15 protein-coding genes are annotated in these 18122 nt (G+C 72.0%); 4 read left to right on the top strand and 11 right to left on the bottom strand.

What is annotated here, in order from left to right:
• The first annotated feature begins 63 nt into the window (after positions 1-63).
• From ACZ7OH_RS09885 to ACZ7OH_RS09895, 3 genes are all read left to right on the top strand, one after another.
• Positions 64-1488 (top strand): acyl-CoA synthetase, encoded by a 1425-nt coding sequence (locus ACZ7OH_RS09885; protein WP_470280499.1) that lies wholly within the window; start codon positions 64-66, stop codon positions 1486-1488.
• On the top strand, positions 1481-2812 hold the full coding sequence (locus tag ACZ7OH_RS09890) for a carboxyl transferase domain-containing protein (protein WP_470280500.1): 1332 nt from the start codon (positions 1481-1483) through the stop codon (positions 2810-2812). The genes ACZ7OH_RS09885 and ACZ7OH_RS09890 overlap by 8 nt, the downstream gene beginning before the upstream one ends.
• Positions 2813-2899: 87 nt before the next feature.
• Positions 2900-3862 (top strand): serine hydrolase, encoded by a 963-nt coding sequence (locus ACZ7OH_RS09895; RefSeq protein WP_470280867.1) that lies wholly within the window; start codon positions 2900-2902, stop codon positions 3860-3862.
• Between the two features lie 22 nt (positions 3863-3884).
• Here the strand turns inward: ACZ7OH_RS09895 and tsaE are convergent, their stop codons facing one another.
• The 8 genes from tsaE to glmS are packed head-to-tail and all read right to left on the bottom strand — an operon-like array spanning position 3885 to position 13303.
• Entirely contained in the window at positions 3885-4346 is a 462-nt protein-coding gene (tsaE, locus tag ACZ7OH_RS09900; RefSeq protein ID WP_470280501.1) for a tRNA (adenosine(37)-N6)-threonylcarbamoyltransferase complex ATPase subunit type 1 TsaE, read from the bottom strand.
• On the bottom strand, positions 4343-5440 hold the full coding sequence (locus ACZ7OH_RS09905; RefSeq protein ID WP_470280502.1) for an alpha/beta fold hydrolase: 1098 nt from the start codon (positions 5438-5440) through the stop codon (positions 4343-4345). The genes tsaE and ACZ7OH_RS09905 overlap by 4 nt, the downstream gene beginning before the upstream one ends.
• Positions 5437-6552, bottom strand: a complete 1116-nt coding sequence (gene alr / locus ACZ7OH_RS09910) for an alanine racemase (protein ID WP_470280503.1) — start codon at positions 6550-6552, stop codon at positions 5437-5439. Before alr ends, ACZ7OH_RS09905 begins: the two co-directional genes overlap by 4 nt.
• Positions 6553-6580: 28 nt before the next feature.
• Entirely contained in the window at positions 6581-7669 is a 1089-nt protein-coding gene (locus ACZ7OH_RS09915) for an ABC transporter ATP-binding protein (RefSeq protein ID WP_470280504.1), read from the bottom strand.
• A gap of 3 nt (positions 7670-7672) precedes the next feature.
• Complete coding sequence (gene xylB / locus ACZ7OH_RS09920; protein ID WP_470280505.1) at positions 7673-9103, bottom strand: xylulokinase; 1431 nt, start codon at positions 9101-9103, stop codon at positions 7673-7675.
• Complete coding sequence (locus ACZ7OH_RS09925; protein ID WP_470280506.1) at positions 9093-9929, bottom strand: DeoR/GlpR family DNA-binding transcription regulator; 837 nt, start codon at positions 9927-9929, stop codon at positions 9093-9095. Before ACZ7OH_RS09925 ends, xylB begins: the two co-directional genes overlap by 11 nt.
• A 56-nt stretch (positions 9930-9985) precedes the next feature.
• Positions 9986-11425: an NAD(P)H-hydrate dehydratase gene (locus ACZ7OH_RS09930; RefSeq protein WP_470280507.1), complete on the bottom strand. Its 1440-nt coding sequence runs from the start codon at positions 11423-11425 to the stop codon at positions 9986-9988.
• 15 nt (positions 11426-11440) lie between these two features.
• Positions 11441-13303, bottom strand: coding sequence for a glutamine--fructose-6-phosphate transaminase (isomerizing) (gene glmS / locus ACZ7OH_RS09935; protein WP_470280508.1), 1863 nt, complete (start codon positions 13301-13303; stop codon positions 11441-11443).
• 592 nt (positions 13304-13895) lie between these two features.
• Between glmS and ACZ7OH_RS09940 the strand changes: the two genes are divergently transcribed.
• Positions 13896-14720, top strand: coding sequence for a dienelactone hydrolase family protein (locus ACZ7OH_RS09940; RefSeq protein WP_470280509.1), 825 nt, complete (start codon positions 13896-13898; stop codon positions 14718-14720).
• Positions 14721-14729: 9 nt separating this feature from the next.
• Here the strand turns inward: ACZ7OH_RS09940 and ACZ7OH_RS09945 are convergent, their stop codons facing one another.
• Genes ACZ7OH_RS09945 through ACZ7OH_RS09955 form a run of 3 tightly spaced genes read right to left on the bottom strand, consistent with a single transcriptional unit; the run spans position 14730 to position 18047 of the window.
• Positions 14730-15245 carry a hypothetical protein gene (locus tag ACZ7OH_RS09945; protein WP_470280510.1) on the bottom strand — a complete coding sequence of 172 codons (516 nt, stop codon included), beginning with the start codon at positions 15243-15245 and terminating at the stop codon, positions 14730-14732.
• A gap of 13 nt (positions 15246-15258) precedes the next feature.
• On the bottom strand, positions 15259-17691 hold the full coding sequence (locus tag ACZ7OH_RS09950; RefSeq protein WP_470280511.1) for a WXG100 family type VII secretion target: 2433 nt from the start codon (positions 17689-17691) through the stop codon (positions 15259-15261).
• Entirely contained in the window at positions 17691-18047 is a 357-nt protein-coding gene (locus ACZ7OH_RS09955; protein WP_470280512.1) for a hypothetical protein, read from the bottom strand. Before ACZ7OH_RS09955 ends, ACZ7OH_RS09950 begins: the two co-directional genes overlap by 1 nt.
• Positions 18048-18122 lie beyond the last annotated feature (75 nt).

Here is an 18122-nt window from a genome sequence, read left to right on the forward strand (position 1 = left end):
GCTGCAGGGGACGGATCCGCACGGTAACGTGCGGTTGGAGTCCGACTCTGGGAGGTCCCCGCGGTGCCCGCCCCGTTGTTCCCCACCCTCGCCGACGGATCCGCCAAAGAGGCCCTGCGCTTCGGCGACCACGTCCTGTCCCACGCCGACCTCGCCGCCGTCGCCGGCAACCTCGCCGCGGAGCTGCCTCGCGGCCGCGTCGCCGTCTGGGCGACCCCGACCGTCCACACCAGCGTCGCCGTCGTCGCCGCGCTGCTGGCCGGCGTCCCGGCCGTGCCGCTCAACCCGAAGATCGGCGAACGCGAACTCGCGCACATCCTCGCCGACAGCGAGCCCCAGCTGGTGCTCGCCGAACCCGGCGTCGAGCTGCCCGCCGGGCTGGCCGGCCTGCCGCGGCGGGACATCCCGCTGACCGGCGAAGCCACCCCGCTCCCGGACGAGCCGGACCCCGAGACGCCCGCGCTGGTCGTCTACACGTCGGGGACCACCGGGCCGCCGAAGGGCGTCGTCCTCCCCCGCCGCGCGCTCGCGACCACGCTCGACGCCCTCGAAGACGCTTGGGGCTGGACAGACGCGGACACACTGGTGCACGCGCTTCCCCTGTTCCACGTGCACGGCCTGATCCTCGGCATCCTCGGCCCGCTGCGGCGCGGCGGCTCGGTGCGCCACCTCGGCCGGTTCTCCACCGAAGGCGTCGCGCGCGAGCTGGCGTCCGGCGCGACGATGATGTTCGGCGTCCCGACCATGTACCACCGCATCGCCGGCGAAGTCGGGACGGACCCCGCGCTGGCGGACGCCCTTCGCGGCGCGCGGCTGCTGGTTTCCGGGTCCGCGGCGCTGCCGGTGCACGACCACCAGCGGATCACCGCGGCGACCGGCCAGCAGGTCGTCGAGCGCTACGGCATGACCGAGACGCTGATGAACACGAGCGTCCGCGCGGACGGCGAACGCAAGCCCGGCACGGTCGGCGTCCCGCTGCGGGGCGTCGAACTGCGGCTGGTCGGCGATGCCGGCGAAGTGACCGAGGACGTCGAGACCGTCGGCGAAATCCAGGTGCGCGGGCCGAACCTGTTCACCGAGTACCTCAACCGCCCGGACGCGACCGAAGCCGCGTTCGACGGCGGCTGGTTCCGCACCGGCGACATGGCCACGCGCGACGCCGACGGGTACGTGAAGATCGTCGGGCGCAAGGCCACCGACCTGATCAAGAGCGGCGGCTACAAGATCGGCGCGGGCGAGATCGAGAACGCGCTGCTCGAACACCCCGGCGTCGCCGAAGCCGCCGTCACCGGCGAGCCCGACGACGACCTCGGCGAGCGGATCGTCGCGTGGGTCGTGCCCTCCGGCGAGCCACCGGCGGCCGAGGAACTCGCCGACCACGTCGCCAAACTGCTCGCGCCGCACAAGCGCCCGCGGGTCGTCCGGTACCTGGACGCGTTGCCGCGCAACGACATGGGCAAGGTCATGAAGCGAGCGCTCGGTGTCTAGGCTGCCGGCGCGCGAGGTCGTCGGCGCGATCGCCAACGGCTTCACGGAGTTCGCCACCCCGCTGCGCGAAGAGCACGCCGACGGCCCGATCGGCTGGCCGGGTTACCGGGAAGCGCGTTCCGCCGCGGAAGAACGCACCGGCGAGAAGGAGTCCGTCGTCTGCGGGACGGCGAAGATCGGCGACGTCGAAGCCGTGCTGATCGCCTTCGAGTTCGGGTTCCTCGGCGGGTCGCTGGGCCAGCGCACCGGCGACCGGATCGAGGCGGCGTTCGCGCACGCCCGCGACGTGCGGCTGCCGGTGGTGTCGCTGATCGCGACCGGCGGCAGCCGCATGCAGCAGGGCATGCGCGCGTTGATGCAGCTGCAGCGGGTGGCGCGGGCGTCGGCGTTGACGCGTTCGGTGGGCATCCCCCAGATCTCGGTGCTGCGCGACCCGACCACCGGCGGCGGCTGGGCGACGCTCGGCGCGGGCGCCGACGTCGTTCTCGCGCTGCCGGAAGCGCAGGTCGGGTTCGCGGGCTCGCGAGTGCGTCCGCCGGGCTCGCCGGAGGCCTACACCGCGGAGGCGCATTTCCGCTGGGGCCAGGTCGATGCCGTCGTCGCGCCGGACGAGCTCGGGACAGTGCTGGAACGGTGGCTGGGGCTGCTGACCGCGCATTCGTCGGCCGCGGCACCGCCGCCTTCCGCGCTGCGGGCCGCCGCGTTGCCTGCGACGGGCTGGGAAGCGGTTCAGGCAGCGCGTTCGCCGAAGCGGGCGCGGGCGGCGGAGTACCTCGATGCCTACTTCGACTGGCGGGAGGACATCAGCGGCGACCGCGTCGGCGGCGCGGACCCCGGTGTCGCGTGCGGCTTCGGCTGGCGCGACGGACGGACGATCGCGTACGCGGCCCAGTGCGGGACGCCGACGCTGCCGTCGGGCTTCCGGACGGCGGCCCGGCTGGTGCGGCTGGCGTCGCGCCTGGGCATCCCGGTGCTGACCCTGGTCGACACCCCGGGCGCGGCCAACGACGCCGCGGCGGAGCAGGCGGGCGCGGGCGGCGCCATCGCGGAGATGTTCGAGGCGGTGGCGACGGCCTCGGTCCCGGTGACGACGCTGGTGATCGGCGAAGGCGGCTCGGGTGGGGCGCTGGCGTTCGCGGCGGCGGGGTCGACGTGGGTCGCACCGGACGCCTACTTCTCGGTGACGTCCCCGGAAGCCGCGGCGGCGATCCTCAAGCGCCCGGCTTCGGAGGTGCCGGACATCGCCAACCAGCTGCACCTGCGACCCCAGGACCTGGTGGACCTGGGGGTGGCCCGCGCGGTCGTGAGTGAGAAACAGGGTTAGAACACTGTTTCTCACTCACGAGGGTTCATCCATTCGTGGTTGGATCTTGCGATGGGGTATCGACTCAACAGGCGAGCGGCGTTCGGCTTGGGGACCGCAGTCGTCGCCGGAAGCGTTCTGACCGGCTCTCCCGCGTTCGCGCAGGAAGCAGACATCGAGGCCAGCCCGGCCACACCGGACCGGGCCAGGCAGAAGGTGAAGCGCGTCTACGACACCGCGGCCGCTGAGGCAGGCGGCATCTGGAACTCCTACATCAGCGTGGCCGACCAGGCGGCCGTCGACGTGGCGTCCGACGAGATCGTCGAGGCGTACAGCGTCAACAAGGTGGCTGTCGCGGTCACCTTGATGGACAAGATCGACCGTGGCCTGCTCACGCTGGACCAGCAGGTCCAGGTGCCGGCGAGCATCGTCGTGCCGGGTGGTGACGGCATCATCATCCTGGACAAGGCGTACCCGAGCGCGTTCACGCTGGGCCACGTCCTGTCGCTGTTCCTCACGGTCTCGGACGACACGTGCGTCCGGCTGGTGGGGCTCGTCGTTCCGGCGGCCGAGATCAACCAGATCCTGGTGGCCAAGGGCTTCCCCAAGACCCAGGTCACGCCGGTGGCCAACCCGAACCGCTACTTCCTCGGCCAGACCACTCCGCGCGAGACCCACGACCTGCTGAAGGCGCTGGTCGCGGGCACCTTGCTGAGCCCGGCGTCGACGGACTACCTGCTGTCCATCCTGCGGTCGCAGGTGGCGTTCACCGACGGAATCCGCCGTGAGATGTCGTCCGCCGACCGGGCGAGGATCGCCACGAAGGCGGGCTGGCTGAACGACGGCCGCAACGAGGCGGGGATCATGTTCGACGCCGCCGGCAAGCCGGTGGTGATCTACTCGATGTTCGCGCACGGCCAGGCGAACCCGGAGGACTTCGGGGCTACGCACCCGGTCCGGCAGGCCAGCGCGAAGATGGGGCCGAAGTTCCTGCGCGCGGTCGACAAGATCGCGGGCGCCGGCACCAGGACCTTCCGGGCACCTGCCTACCAGCAGTACAACGGCGGCTGAGAGCGGCTACCTGGTGCGGGCGCTACGCCCGCACCAGGTCCGGAACCCGGTCGGCCCAGGTGCCGTGCGGTTCCAGCGTCACCTCGCGGACGTCGTCCTCGCGGCGGTCCAGGCGGACCACCAGGTAGTCGTCCGACAGCCGCTCCGCCGAGCCCTCGCCCCACTCGACCACGATCGCCGAGCGCTCCAGGTCCGTGTCCAGGTCCAGGTCGTCCAGCTGCGACAGGTCGCCGCCGAGGCGGTACGCGTCGACGTGCACCAACGGCACGCCAAGATCGCCCGCCGGGTGGACGCGGGCCAGCACGAACGTCGGGGAGCTGACGCGGCCGCCGACGCCGAGGCCGTCCGCGATGCCGCGGGTCAGCGTCGTCTTGCCCGCGCCGAGCGGCCCCGCGAGCAGCACCAGGTCACCCGCACGCAGGGAACGGCCGAGGACCCGTCCGAAGTCCATCGTTTCGTCGGGGGTCGGGAACACGAAACTCAACGCTGCCACCACCAGGTTCGCCGGGACGAGGATTCGCCGTCCGCACCGGAACAGCGTTGCAGGAGATCGATCAGATAGCTGTTCACCAGCTCGGGCTGCTCGAGCTGGACCATGTGGCCGGCGCCGCGGACGCGGACCAGCTCCGCGTCGGGCAGCTCGGCCGCGATCCGCTCGGCGTGCGAGAACGGCGTGAACCGGTCCGAATCGCCGCCGATGACCAGCACTTCCGCGTGCTTCAGCCCGGCCAGCGCGGCGTAGCGGTTGTGGCTGCCCAGGGTGTCGACGAAGTTAACGAGCCCGAGCACCGGCGTCACTTCCAGCATTTCGAGCATGAAGTCGACGAGCCGCGGCGCGACGTCGCGGCTGCCGAACGCCAGCCGCCGCACGGCCTGGCGCGTCAGCTGCCCGCCCGCCGCGCGGACGAACTCGACCAGCCCCGGCTGCCACCCGGCGAGACCGCCGGCGGCGCGCGTCAGCGGGTTGTACTTCGAGAGCAGCGAACGCGGCAACCCGCGTGCGCCCACTTCGCCCGCCGCGGTCGCGATGAAGGCGACGCCCTCGATCCGTTCTTCGAACAGTTCGGGGAACTCGGCGGCCAGCTCCATGATCACCATGCCGCCCATCGAGTGCCCCATCAGCACGATGGGCCCCTCCGGCACCACCGACCGCAGCACGACGTCGAGGTCGCGGGCCAGTTGCTCGATCGTCGAGTTCCCCGCGGACGCCGCGCCGGACAAGCCGTGGCCGCGGTGGTCGTAGTACACCTGACGCACGCGAGGCAGCCGAAGCGACTCGAGGTCACGGCGCTGGAAGTGCCAGCAACGCTTCGAAAGCGCGAAGCCGTGCACCCCCACGACGGTCAGTTCGGGCTTTCCGCCGTCCCCCGGGTCGATCTCCTCGACCGAAAGCGGCGTGCCGTCCTCGGCCGCGACCGTGGACGCACGGTCGGGCTTCAGCTCCCCCAGCGGCTCGTCCACGTACGGATCCTCACTGTGCCGCCGCTGCTGCGCGGCGACGATTGCGGCGGCGGCGGTCCCCGTGGCGAGGGCCCCGACCCCGCCGGCGATGGCCAGCAGTCGTCGTGAAGGTGTCACGAGCGGTCCCCCAGATACCGGCGCCGCACCCGCGGGCGGTACATCGAAGTGACGATCTCGTAGTCGATCGTGCCCAGCTTGTCGGCCCATTCGCGGGCGGTCGGCTCGCCCTGCGCACCCGCCCCGAACAGGACGACTTCGTCGCCCACAGACGGCTCGAAATCCCCGCAGTCGACGACGAGCTGGTCCATGCAGACCCGCCCGGCGACCGGCCGCCGCTGTCCGCCGAGCCAGACGTCCATCCGGCCGGACAGCGACCGCGGCACGCCGTCGGCGTACCCGGCCGGCACCAGCGCCAGGTTCGTGTCGCGCGGAGCCGTCCAGGTGTGCCCGTAGGACACCGACTCCCCGGCTTCGACGCGCTTGACGAGCGTGACCGCCGACCGGAACGTCATGGCCGGGCGCAGGTCTTCGGGCTGCGGCACCGGGTTCAGCCCGTACATCGCGATCCCGGGCCGGACGACGTCGAAGTGCAAGTCCGGCCGGGTGAGCAGGGCCGCGGAGTTCGCCAGGTGCCGCTTCGGGTCCAGCCCGGCCGCGCGGGCGGCGTCGTAGGCCTCGGCGAACCGCTTGGCCTGCAGGTCGGTCGCCGGGTGGTCCGGCTCGTCCGCGCACGCGAGGTGGGACCAGATGGCGACGACTTCGACCCGCGGTTCGGCGGCCGCCGCTTCGACCAGCTCGGCCCAGGCGGCCGGCGGGCAGCCGTTGCGCGAGAGCCCGGTGTCGATCTTGAGGTGCACACGCGCCCGGGTACCCGCGGGAGCGGCACCGGCGATGCGGCGTAGCTCACCCAGCGAGCTGGCCGCCAGGTCGACGCCGGCTTCGATGCCCGGTGCGAAGTCGACGTCCGGGCTGTCCAGCCAGCTGAACAGCCGGGTGGTGATCCCGGCCTCGCGCAGGGCGAGGGCTTCGCCGAGCGAGCAGGTGCCCAGCCAGGTGGCGCCGGCCTCGACCGCGGCGCGCGCCACCGGCAACGCGCCGTGGCCGTAGGCGTCGGCTTTGACCACGGCCATCACTTCGGAGCCGGGCGCGCGGGCGCCCAGCAGGGTGAGGTTGTGGCGGATCGCGTCGAGGTCGATGTCGACCTGGGCGCGGGGGAAACTGGAGGACATAACGCCTCCAGTTTCCCATGACCCGAGGTCAGGGCAGGCGCAGCCCGGACGTGGCGGAGAACACGTGCAGCTCGTCGGGGCGGATCCGCAGGTTGAGCGTGTCGCCCATGGCGGGGGGCGTGCGCGGGTCGACCCGGGCGACGACGTTGGACTTGTTGTCGGCCGCGTCGGTCTCGGCGAGCTTGCCGTAGACGTAGGCGTCCGAGCCGAGCTCCTCGACCAGGTCCACCTTGATCGGCAGGGTGCCTTCACCGGTGGCGACCTCGAGGGCCTCCGGCCGGAAGCCGAGGGTCACGGTGTCGCCGTCGGCCGCGGCGATGGTCTCGCGGGTCAGCGGCACCCGCGCGCCACCGACCTCGGCGCCGTCCGCCGTCAGCTTCGCGGTGACGAGGTTCATCGCCGGGGAGCCGATGAACCCGGCGACGAAAGCGTTTGCGGGCCGGTCGTACAGGGCGCGCGGGGTGTCGCACTGCTGCAGCAGGCCGTCCGACAGCACCGCGACGCGGTCGCCCATCGTCATGGCCTCGACCTGGTCGTGCGTGACGTACACCGTCGTGACGCCGAGGCGGCGCTGCAGCGCGGCGATCTGCGTACGCGTCGAGACGCGCAGCTTGGCGTCGAGGTTCGACAGCGGCTCGTCCATCAGGAAGACCTGCGGCTCCCGGACGATCGCGCGGCCCATCGCGACGCGCTGGCGCTGACCACCGGAGAGCGCCTTCGGCTTGCGGTCGAGGTAGTCCACGATGTCCAGCAGCTTCGCGGCCTCGAGGACCTTCTGCTTGATCTCGGACGCGGGGCGGCCGGCGATCTTCAGCGCGAAGCCCATGTTCTGGGCGACCGTCATGTGCGGGTACAGCGCGTAGTTCTGGAACACCATCGCGATGTCGCGCGAGCGCGGCGGCAGCTGCGTCACATCGCGGTCGCCGATCCAGACGGCGCCGTCGTCGATGTCCTCGAGGCCGGCGAGCATGCGCAGGCTGGTCGACTTGCCGCAGCCGGACGGGCCGACCAGCACCAGGAACTCGCCGTCGGCGATCTCCAGGTCCAGCGCGTCGACCGCGGGGCGCTCCGAACCCGGGTAGCGCCGGGTCGCCTTGTCGTAGGTGATGGAAGCCATCGGTCAGTCCTCTCCGAGATTCCGCCGGACCCCGTACGCCGCTTCGCGGGCTTCGAGGTGGCGCTGCTGGATCCGGTGGCCCTCGGCGCGCTGCGCCTCGGTCGGCTCGTCCAGCTCGAGCCGGAGCTTCTGGTTCTTCTGCCAGGACGGGGGTTCCGCGCTGGAAGCCAGGGCCCAGGCCGCCTGGCGCGCCGCCCCGATGGCGACGTACTCGGCGACTTCGGGCAGCTGCACGGGAAGGCCGAACACCAGCGGCGCGACCGCGCGAACGGCGGCCGACTGCGCGCCCCCGCCGATCAGCAGCACGCGCTGAACGTCGAGCCCGTGCGCGCGCACGGCGTCGAGGCCGGCGGCGAGGCCGCAGAGCATGCCTTCGACGGCGCTGCGCGCGAGGTTCTGCGGGGTCATGTTGTTCCTGGTCAGACCGCTCAGGGAGCCGGTCGCGCCGGGAAGGTTCGGCGTGCGCTCGCCGTCCAGGTAGGGCAGGAAGGTCAGGCCCCCGGCGCCCGGTTCGGCGGACAGGGCGAGCCGGTCGAACTCGCTGAGCGTCGCGCCGAGCATCGACGCCGTCGCGGTGAGGACGCGGGCGGCGTTGAGCGTGCAGGCCAGCGGGAGGAAGCGGCCGGTGGCGTCGGCGAACCCGGCGACCTCGCCGCTGACATCGGCCGCGCCGGTCTCGGCGACGCCGAACACGGTGCCGCTGGTGCCGAGCGAGACGACGGCGTCACCGGGCTTGAGCTCCAGCCCGAGCGCGGCGGCCATGTTGTCGCCGGTGCCCGCCGAGACGAGCACTCCATCCGAGGTGTGGCCGGCGGCGTCGGCCGGGCCGAGCACGGTCGGCAGCTCCGGCGTCCGGCCGCCGAAGGCGTGGCTCAGGACGTCGAGGCGGTAGGCGTTGTCGGACGGCGAGAAGTAGCCGGTGCCGGACGCGTCGCCGCGGTCGGTGACCGGGTCACCGCCGGTGAGCTTCCAGGTCAGCCAGTCGTGCGGGAGCAGCACGCGGGCGACGCGGTCGGCGAGCTCGGGCTCGTTGTCGGTCAGCCAGCGCAGCTTCGTGACGGTGAAGCTCGCGACCGGCACCGAGCCGACGGATTTGGCCCAGACCGACGGGCCGCCGAGCTCGTCGATGAGGTCGAGGGCCGAGCGCGCGGAGCGGGTGTCGTTCCACAGCAGCGCGGGCCGCACGACCTCGCCGTCGTCGTCGAGGGTGACCATGCCGTGCTGCTGACCGCCGACGCCGATGGCCTTGACGTCGTCGAGCAGGCCCTTCGTGGCCTCGCCGAAGGCAGCCCACCAAGCGGCGGGGTCGACCTCGGTGCCCTCCGGATGCGGCGCGCGGCCGGTGCGGACGATCTCGCCGGTTTCGGCGTCGCACACGACGACCTTGGTCGACTGCGTGGACGAGTCGATGCCGGCGACCAGCTCAGCTGTCATAGGGCTGCCCCTCTGCGACGTGTTCGACGATCTCGATCGTGGTGCCCGCGTTGAGCGCGGCCTCGATCTCCTCGGTGGGCGTGGCTTGGCCCGTGATCAGCAGGTCGTAGTCGCCGACGTCGCCGTGCGCGTAGGTGGCGGTCCGGCCGAACTTCGAGTGGTCGACGACGAGGACGTTCTGGTTCGCGACGCGGAGGGCGGCCTTCTTGAGCTCGGCGTAGTCGCGGTCGGGGTGGAAGAGCCGCCCGACCGCGACGGCGGTGACCGAGACGAACGACACGTCGGCGCGGATGGAGTCGAGCAGGTTGAGGACCTCGGGGCCGGCGCAGGAGTCGTACTCGGGCGAGTACCGGCCGCCGGCGAGCACGACGTCGTTCTTCGGGCCCAGCAGGCGCGCGGCGTGCAGCGAGTTGGTGACGACGGTGAGCGCGTCGATCTCGGCGAGGCGCTTGACCAGCGGCAGCAGGGTCGTGGAGTCGTCGACGAAGACGGTCTGCCCGGGCTGCACGTGGTTCGCGGCGGCTTCGCCCAGGGCGTCTTTCTCGCCGTGGTGGAGCGTGTCGCGGAAGCGGGCGGCGGTCTCGATGGTGAGGGCCGGGTAGGCCTCGACCTTGCCGCGCAGCTTGCGCAGGAGGCGGCGTTCGGCCAGGTCGTCGAGGTCGCGGTGCATGGTCATCAGGCTGACCTTGAACCGCGAGGTCAGGTCGTCGATGCGGGCTTCGCCGTGCTCGATGACGTGGTCGAGGATGTCCTGCCGCCGCTGTTCGACGACGGCATCGGACGGCCGGGTCTTCCGGTCTCCCGATGATGCTGTGCCGCCGCTCACACGGCATTCTTACCAGATTTATCGCCCGGAGTTAACAGAGAACTCGATAACTCTTCTCAGGACGTTAGAGAGCGGATCGACCGGATGGCCTCGGGGATCGCGTGGACCAGGCCGGATGCCGACGTCGGAGCGTTCTGGGCCGCGATCGCCCCGGCCAGCGAGTGCACGTGGGCCGCCATCGCCGCCGCCAGCCACGGGTCCAATCCCGCCGCCAGCAGGGACCCCACCAGGCCCGACAGCACGTCGCCCGAGCCCGCCGTCGCCAGCCAGGCGCCCCGGGGCGTGTTCACCGCTACCCGGCCGTCCGGGGCCGCGATCACCGTGACGTGCCCCTTCAGCAGCACCACCGCGTCGTACTTCTTCGCCGCTTCGCGCGCCGCCGTCACGCGGTCCGCGCCCGGCTTGCGGCCCATCAGCCGCTCGTACTCGCCCGCGTGCGGGGTCAGGACCAGCGGCGTGTCCGGGTCGCGCGCGTCCAGGACGTCCGGGGACTTCGCGATGATCGTCGTCGCGTCGGCGTCCGCGCACACCGGGACGCCCTGGCCCAGCACGTGCCGCAGGACGTCGCGACCCTCCGACCCCGTGCCGATGCCCGGCCCGACCGCCCACGCCTGGACGCGCCCGGCGTCCGCGACCGTGCCCGTCGCGATGATCTCCGGCCACTGCGCCCGGACGACGTCGGCCGCGTGGCCGGCGTAGCGGACCATGCCCGCCGTCGCGCGGACCGCCGAGCCCGCGGCCAGCACCGCCGCGCCCGGGTACGTCGCCGAGCCCGCAGCGATGCCCACGACACCCTGGGTGTACTTGTCGTCCTCGGGTCCCGGGATCGGCCAGGCCGCCGCGACGTCCACGATGTCGAGCCTTCGCAGGTCCGGCTCGGCCAGCTCGAGGCCGATGTCGACCAGGACGACTTCACCGCAGTGGGCGGGCGCGAGCGCGTGCACCGGCTTGAGCGCGCCGAACGTGACGGTTTTAGTCGCCTTCACCGCGGGGCCGTCGACCGCGCCGGTGTCCGGGTCGACGCCGCTGGGCAGGTCGACGGCGACGATCGGTGCCTCGACCAGTTCGACGAGCCTCGCCGCATCCGGACGCAAGCCGCCTTTGCCGGAGATCCCGACGATCCCGTCGACCACGACGTCAGCCCGTTTGATCCACTGTAGACTGTCCTCGGCGGACACTACGCGGCCACCGGCCCGCTTGAGCGCTGCCAGCCCCTTGGCGTGTGCCTTCTCGGGCTTGAGCAGGATCGCCGTGACGGCGACCCCGCGCTTCCGGAGGAAGGCTCCCGCCCAGAGCGCGTCGCCGCCGTTGTCCCCGGAGCCGACCAGGAGCACGACCCGGCGGCCGGAAACGCCGCCGGTGTGGTCTTCGAGCAGGTCGGCGATCTGCACCGCCAACCCGAACGACGCCCGGCGCATCAGCTCGCCTTCGGGCGTGACGGCGAACGCCCTGGCCTCCGCCTCGCGAATCCGTTCCGTGGTCCAGATTCCCTGCACGGCGAAGGCCTCCCGCTACTCGACAGTCACGGACTTCGCCAGGTTACGCGGCTTGTCGACGTCGTACCCGCGGGCGCGGGCGATCTCCGCGGCCAGCACCTGCAGCGGCACCGTGGACACCAGCGGCTGCAGCAGCGTCGGCACCGCGGGGACCTCGATGAGCTCGTCGGCGAACGGCCGGACGGTCTCGTCACCCTCTTCGGCGATCACGATCGTGCGGGCGCCGCGGGCCTGGATCTCGCTGATGTTCGAGACGAGCTTGGAGTGCAGCACCGCGCGGCCCTTGGGCGACGGCATCACGACGACGACCGGCAGGCCGTCCTCGATCAGCGCGATCGGGCCGTGCTTGAGCTCGCCGGCCGCGAAGCCCTCGGCGTGCATGTACGCGAGTTCCTTGAGCTTCAGCGCGCCTTCGAGGGCGACCGGGAAGCCGACGTGGCGGCCGAGGAACAGCACCGCCTTCGAGTCCGCGATCCGGCGGCCGAGGTCGCGCACCTGGTCCACAGTGGACAGTACCTTCTGGACGGCCGCGGGCATGGCCTCCAGCTCGGCGAACTCGCGGGCGACCTCGTCCGGGTACTTCGTGCCGCGGGCCTGCGCCAGCGCCAGGCCGACCAGGTAGTTCGCCGCGATCTGGGCGAGGAACGCCTTGGTCGACGCGACGCCGATTTCGGGCCCGGCGTGGGTGTAGAGCACCGCGTCGGACTCGCGCGGGATCTGCGCGCCGTTGGTGTTGCAGACGGCCAGGACGCGCGCCTTCTGCTCGCGCGCGTGCCGGACGGCTTCGAGCGTGTCCGCCGTCTCGCCGGACTGGGAGACGGCGACGACCAGCGTGTCCCGGTCGAGGACCGGGTCGCGGTAGCGGAACTCCGAGGCCAGCTCGACCTCGACCGGCAGCCGCGTCCAGTGCTCGATGGCGTACTTCGCGACCAGGCCGGAGTGGTAGGCCGACCCGCAGGCGACGACGAAGACCTTGTCGACGTCGCGCAGGTCCTGGTCGGAGATGCGCTGCTCGTCGAGGATGATGCGGCCGGACTCGAAGTGGCCGCGCAGCGTGTTGGCCAGCGCCTCCGGCTGCTCCTCGATCTCCTTGAGCATGAAGTACTCGTGGCCGCCCTTTTCGGCGGCGGAGAGGTCCCAGTCCACGGTGAACGGCTTGGCCTGGGCGGCGTCGCCGTGGAAGTCGGTGACCTCGTAGCCCTCGCGGGTGATGACGACGAGCTGGTCCTGGCCCAGTTCGACGGCCTCGCGGGTGTGCTCGATGAAGGCGGCGACGTCGGAGGCGACGAAGTGCTCGCCTTCCCCGACCCCGACGACCAGCGGCGACGACCGCCGCGCGGCGACGATGGTGTCCGGCTGGTCGGCGTGCGTCACGACCAGGGTGAAGGCGCCTTCGAGGCGCCGGCAGACGGCGGCGACGCTGGCGGGGAGGTCCCCCTTGGTGTCGCCCTCGGTGTAGGCGCGGGCGACGAGGTGCGCGGCGGTCTCGCTGTCGGTGTCGCTGGCCATCTCGACGCCGTCGGCTTCCAGCTCGGCGCGGAGGGTGGCGAAGTTTTCGATGATGCCGTTGTGCACGACGGCGACGCGCTGCGAGGCGTCCCGGTGCGGGTGCGAGTTGCGGTCGATCGGCGCGCCGTGGGTGGCCCAGCGGGTGTGGCCCATGCCGGCGGTACCGGTGAAGCTTTCGCGACCGACCTTGTCGAGCTCGGCCTCCAGGTTGGCCAGCCGGCCGGCCTTCCGCTCGACGGTCAGCGCGCCGGCGCCGTCGAGGACCGCGACACCGGCCGAGTCGTACCCGCGGTACTCCATGCGCCGGAGCCCACCGAGGACGACGTCCAGAGCCGGGCGGTGCCCGACATATCCCACGATTCCACACACGCTCTCCAGCCTAACGAGGGATGGTTGGCGGGTTGACGGGGTCCGGAAAGGTCTCTTGACCTGGGCGAATGGGGCGAGAGGTGGTCCGGACCAATGCTGGGTCACCCACACGTGTGTGCTCGTTGACCCGCCACCCCGACGCCCGATTGTGACTACGGACGGCAGCACCGCGTCAAGGCGGGAAAGATGCCTTGACCCGGCGTTGCCGTCCGTGTTCTGGCTTCGGATCGGGGTGGGGGGGGGGAGGGGGCTGGGTGGAGTGCCGGTTCTGCTCTCCGGCTTCCGGTCTCCTGACTCCGTGCCCGCCCCAGCGGGCGACGCCCGCCCAGCAGGTGAGCACCGCAGGGGGCGAGCACCGCAGCAGGCGGCTCGCGTCGCGGCGCGAGCTGCCGGTCTCCTGACTCCGTGCTCGCCCGAGCGGGCGACGCCTGCCCAGGCGGCGAGCACCGCAGGCGGCGAGCACCGCAGCGGGCGGCTCGCGTCGCGGCGCGCCGGGCGGTCGAGCCCACCGGCGCGCGAAAAGCTCCTCACCGCGGCGGCGCGCCGGGCGGCGGGCGCGCCTCACCAGCGGCCGGGCGCTAGGGTTCCGGGCATGGCCAGCAAGCCCAAGCAGCTGCTCGCGGAGTTGACGCACCCGGGTCCGCACGAGGTCCTGCGGGGCAACCTCGCCCTGGTCGGGCTGCCCGGCGTCGTCTACACACCACGCGCCGGGCTCGGGTTGCCCGCCATCGCCTTCGGGCACGGGTGGCTGCAGCCGCCCGATCGGTACCGGCAGCTGCTGCACCACCTCGCCAGCTGGGGCATCGTCGCCGCCGCGCCCGCCACCCAACGGGGGCCGCTCCCCTCGCACCGGCTGCTCGCCGCCGATCTGCTGACCACCCTCGACGTCGTCACCACCGTGCGGCTCGGGCCGGACGGCATCAGCGTCGACCCCGCCAAGCTCGGCCTCGCCGGGCACTCCACCGGGGGTGGCTCCGCCGTCCTCGCCGCGGCTCAGGACGCCCGGTCCGAAAACCCCCGGATCAAGGCCGTCGCGACCATCACCGCCGCCCAGACGATGCCGCCCGCCACCGAGGCGGCCAAGGCCATCACCGTCCCCGGCCTGCACCTCGCCGCCGAGGAGGACCTCGTCGCCCCCAAGGTCGGGCACGCCGAGGCCATCACCGACGCCTGGGGCGGCGAAGACGTCCAGCTGCGCACCCTCGGCAAGTCGACCCACCTGGGCGTCACCGAGGGCAAGCACTGGTCGCAGCTGATCATGCACGGCAAGCCGCACCGCAAGACCCAGCAGCTCACGCGGGCCCTGTTCACCGCGTTCTTCCTCACCCACCTGACCGGCACCGACAAGTACCGGCCCCTCCTCGAAGCGGACGTCAAGCGCGCCCCCATCGAGCGCGAGGAAGAACCCGCGCACTGACGCGGACGGTCAGTCGACCAGCCAGGAGTTGTTCGAGAAGTCGTCGTCGTCGAAGGACTCGACGCGGGCGTGGCGGCCCGTGCGGCGGGGTGCCGGCGGCGCGGGTTCCGCCGACGGCGGCGGCTCCGGCACGGCGCCGTGCGCCGGCTCGGGCCGCTCGGGCACCGACGGCGCGATCGGCGGAGGCGGCGGGGCCGCCTCGGGCCGCGGCTCCGGCCGCGCGTAGCTCGCGAACTCGTCGGCTGGGGCCGTTTCGTCGTCTTCGGGGCCGAACGACATCCGGTGGTCGCGGTCGGCGAGTGCCTTCTCGGTCAGCCAGCCGCCGGACTTCTGCTGCCGCTTGTTCAGCTCCTGCATGCGTTCGATGTAGCGCGCGTGCACCGCCGCGTCGCGCTTCAGCGTCTCCATCGCCGCGGCCTTGCCCTCTTCGACGTGCCGTTCGCGCAGCCCCCGCTGTTCCTGCTGTTCCCGGGTGGCCATGGCCAGCGCGTTCATCGCGGCCGCCAACCTGTCCGCAGCACTCATCGGCGCCTACCCCTCATCGCTCGTAGCTGATTGAACGGTCGCCGTCGTCGTCCAGCGATCCGCTGATCCGCCCGCCGGACCCGCGGGTCTCGAAGACCGCGCCTTCGACGCGGTACTGGCTCGGGCCGCGCTGCTGGTCGCCTCCACCGCCGCCGCCGGGTGTCCCGCCCATCATGCCGCCCATCATGCCCATGCCGGGCATCGAGCCGCCCGCCGAGGCGCCGCCCGCCGGCGCCATCGCGTGGTCCATCCCGGTGGGCGTGGCGCCGAGCCCGACGTCCGCCGAAGCCACCGGCGCGGTGGCCCCGGTGGCGGCACCCGGTTCGAGTGCGGTGCTCTCGCCCGTGATGGCGTTCCCGAACCCCGCCGTCGTGGTCGCGTCCGCGGCGCTGCCGCCACCGCCGGCCGCTGCAGTACCGCCGCCGCCCGCGGTCGCCTCGGCGGTCACGGCGCCGGCGTCCACGCCACCAGGCGCGGTGAACCCGCCGGTCGCGGCGGCGGTCGCCGGAGCCGGCTGACCGTCGGCGGTCGCCGGCATCGTGGTGACCTTCTCCGGCTTGCCGTCCAGGCCGACCGGACCGGCCTTGTCGCCGCCCTTGTCCGCCCCGGCGCCCTTGTCGTGACCGTCGGTCTTGTCGTGACCGCCGGCCGGGTCGTGGCCGCCGGTCTTGTCGTGACCGCCGGCCGGGTCGTGGCCGCCGGCCTTGGCGTCGCCGCTCTTCTCGTCGTCGAGGGTGTACTTGGTCGGCTCACCCTTGCCGTCGTCGACCGTCACCACAGTGGGCCCGTTGGGGCCGTCCGGCCGCTCGGCGGTGATCTTGAGGTTGCCGTCCTGGATGTGGATCTTGCCATCCGGGCCCGGGTGGTACGCGCCGTCCGGCCCCGGCTTGCCGTCCTTCGCGCCCTGCGGGCCGAAGTCGCCGTGCTTGCCGTCCTTGCCGTCGGCCCCGGCGGCGCCGTCCTTGGCCTCGCCGCCCTTCGGGTCGTCGAAGTCGAGCTTGTAGTCCTTCGGGTGCCCCTTGCCGTCGTCGACCTTGACGTCCATCTTGCCGTCGTGGTCGGGCTCGGTCATCGAGATCTTGTTGTCGCCCTTTTGGACCGTGACGCTCTCGTGGTCGACGTCCTTGATCGCCGCGCCGGTCTTGGGGTCGATCGGGTAGGGCTGTCCGGTGTCCGGGTTGACTTCCAGCGGCTTGCCGGTGATGGGGTTGGTGCCGTCACCGGGCTTGTGCTCCGGCTGGGTGGCCGGTGGCACGGAAGCCGACGGCGTCGTCGTACCGCCGCCGCCGGTGCCGCCCCCACCGGTGCCGCTGCCGCCACCGGTGCCCGTCCCGGTCCCCGTGCCCGTCCCGGTCCCCGTGCCGGTTCCAGTCCCTGTGCCGGTTCCGTTGCCGTTGCTGGGTTTCGGCGCGGCCGCCGGGTCGGGGAACGGGTTCGTGTAGTCGGCCATGAACCGCGTCAGGGTGTGGAAGTGCTGGTTGATCGTGTCGGTGGCGTTCTTGCACAGCGCGTTGAAAGCGTCGTGACGCCCCCCGAAATCGGCCGCGAAGCTACCTTTGAGCCACTGCTTCGCCGCGCCGATCGCGTATTCCTTGTTGTCGTCGTTGAGGCCCTTGTCGTCGTCCTCCAGCCGCTGCTGGAGGTTGTTGCCCGGGCACACCGAGTCCAGCCAGCCCGCGATGTCCTTCAGCTTGTCCTTCGAGTCGACCTTGCCGTTCGCGACCTCGACGACCTGCCGCGCGATGTACAGGGGTGCGGTGGCAACCGTGTCCGAACGCAGCTTCAGCACCTCGTCGACCTTGGTCTTCACCGCGGTGTAGATGTGCGTCATGGTTTCGGGCACGAGCTTCCCGATGCCCTCCATCTGCGTCAGCAGTTCCTGGGCGTCGGGCTGGATGCGCTGCTCGTACTTGACCTTGGCCGCCGTGGCGCCCTGGCCCTTCCAGTCGTGGAACAGCGTGCTCAGCGAGTTCGTGGCGTCGGTGCGGGTCTGGTCGACGACCCCGTGCGCCTTGGTCATGTCGTCGACCTCGTCGAGGAACTTCTGGAAGTCGATTTCCCGGTTCTCGTGGAACTTGTCCCGGATGTCCTTCTGGGGGTCGATGGGGCCCGGGCAGTCGGGCATCTTGTTCCAGATCTGGTCGGCCCACTGCGCGAAGAAGTCGAGCGCCGGGTTGCCGAGGTCGAGCACCTCGTCGGACTTCGTGACGCCGACACCGCCGGCCGCGGGAGGCGTCTGGGCCTGCAGATCCTTCTCCGCCTTCGCGGTGGCATCGCTCTGCGTCTTGTCGGCCTGCGCGTTCGAGTCGTGTTCGGCCTTGGCCTTGGCGTAGGCCTGCTCGGTGTTCCCGAACATGAACGAGCTCAGGAGGTCGTTCTTGGTGCCCGCGGTGACGTACGGGTCGTCGAGCATGGCCTGGATCTCGGCCTGGGTGGGCTTGGCCATCAGTTCGCCCCCGCCTTCTTCGCGGCCGCCGCCTGCTGCTCTTCGTTCGAGGAGTACGACGTCGCGGCCGTGCCGACGCCGCCGCCGAGCTGGGTCAGCTGGCCCGCGTACCCCTTCATCGCCGCGCCGATGCTGTCGATCCCGGCCTTGTATTCGTTGAAGTACTGGCCGTGGACGCGGCCGAAGGACTGCTGGGTCAACGGGGTGGGCGCCACCTTGCCCGCCTGGCCGGTGGTCTTCTCCGCGGCGCGTTCGAGCGCGGTCTGCGCCGTGAGCATCGCGTCTGAACTCGCCTGGTAGCCGCCGTCCGGCATGACCAGCGCCCCCTCCTCGTAGGTGAAACCCTTCGCCCGCACTGTCCCCAGTACGACGCACGCCGGCGCCCCGCGGTGCCGTCGCACATGCACACAAAATGTACCGAGCGGCCATCC

The organism is Amycolatopsis sp. NPDC114478 (genome assembly GCF_055633805.1).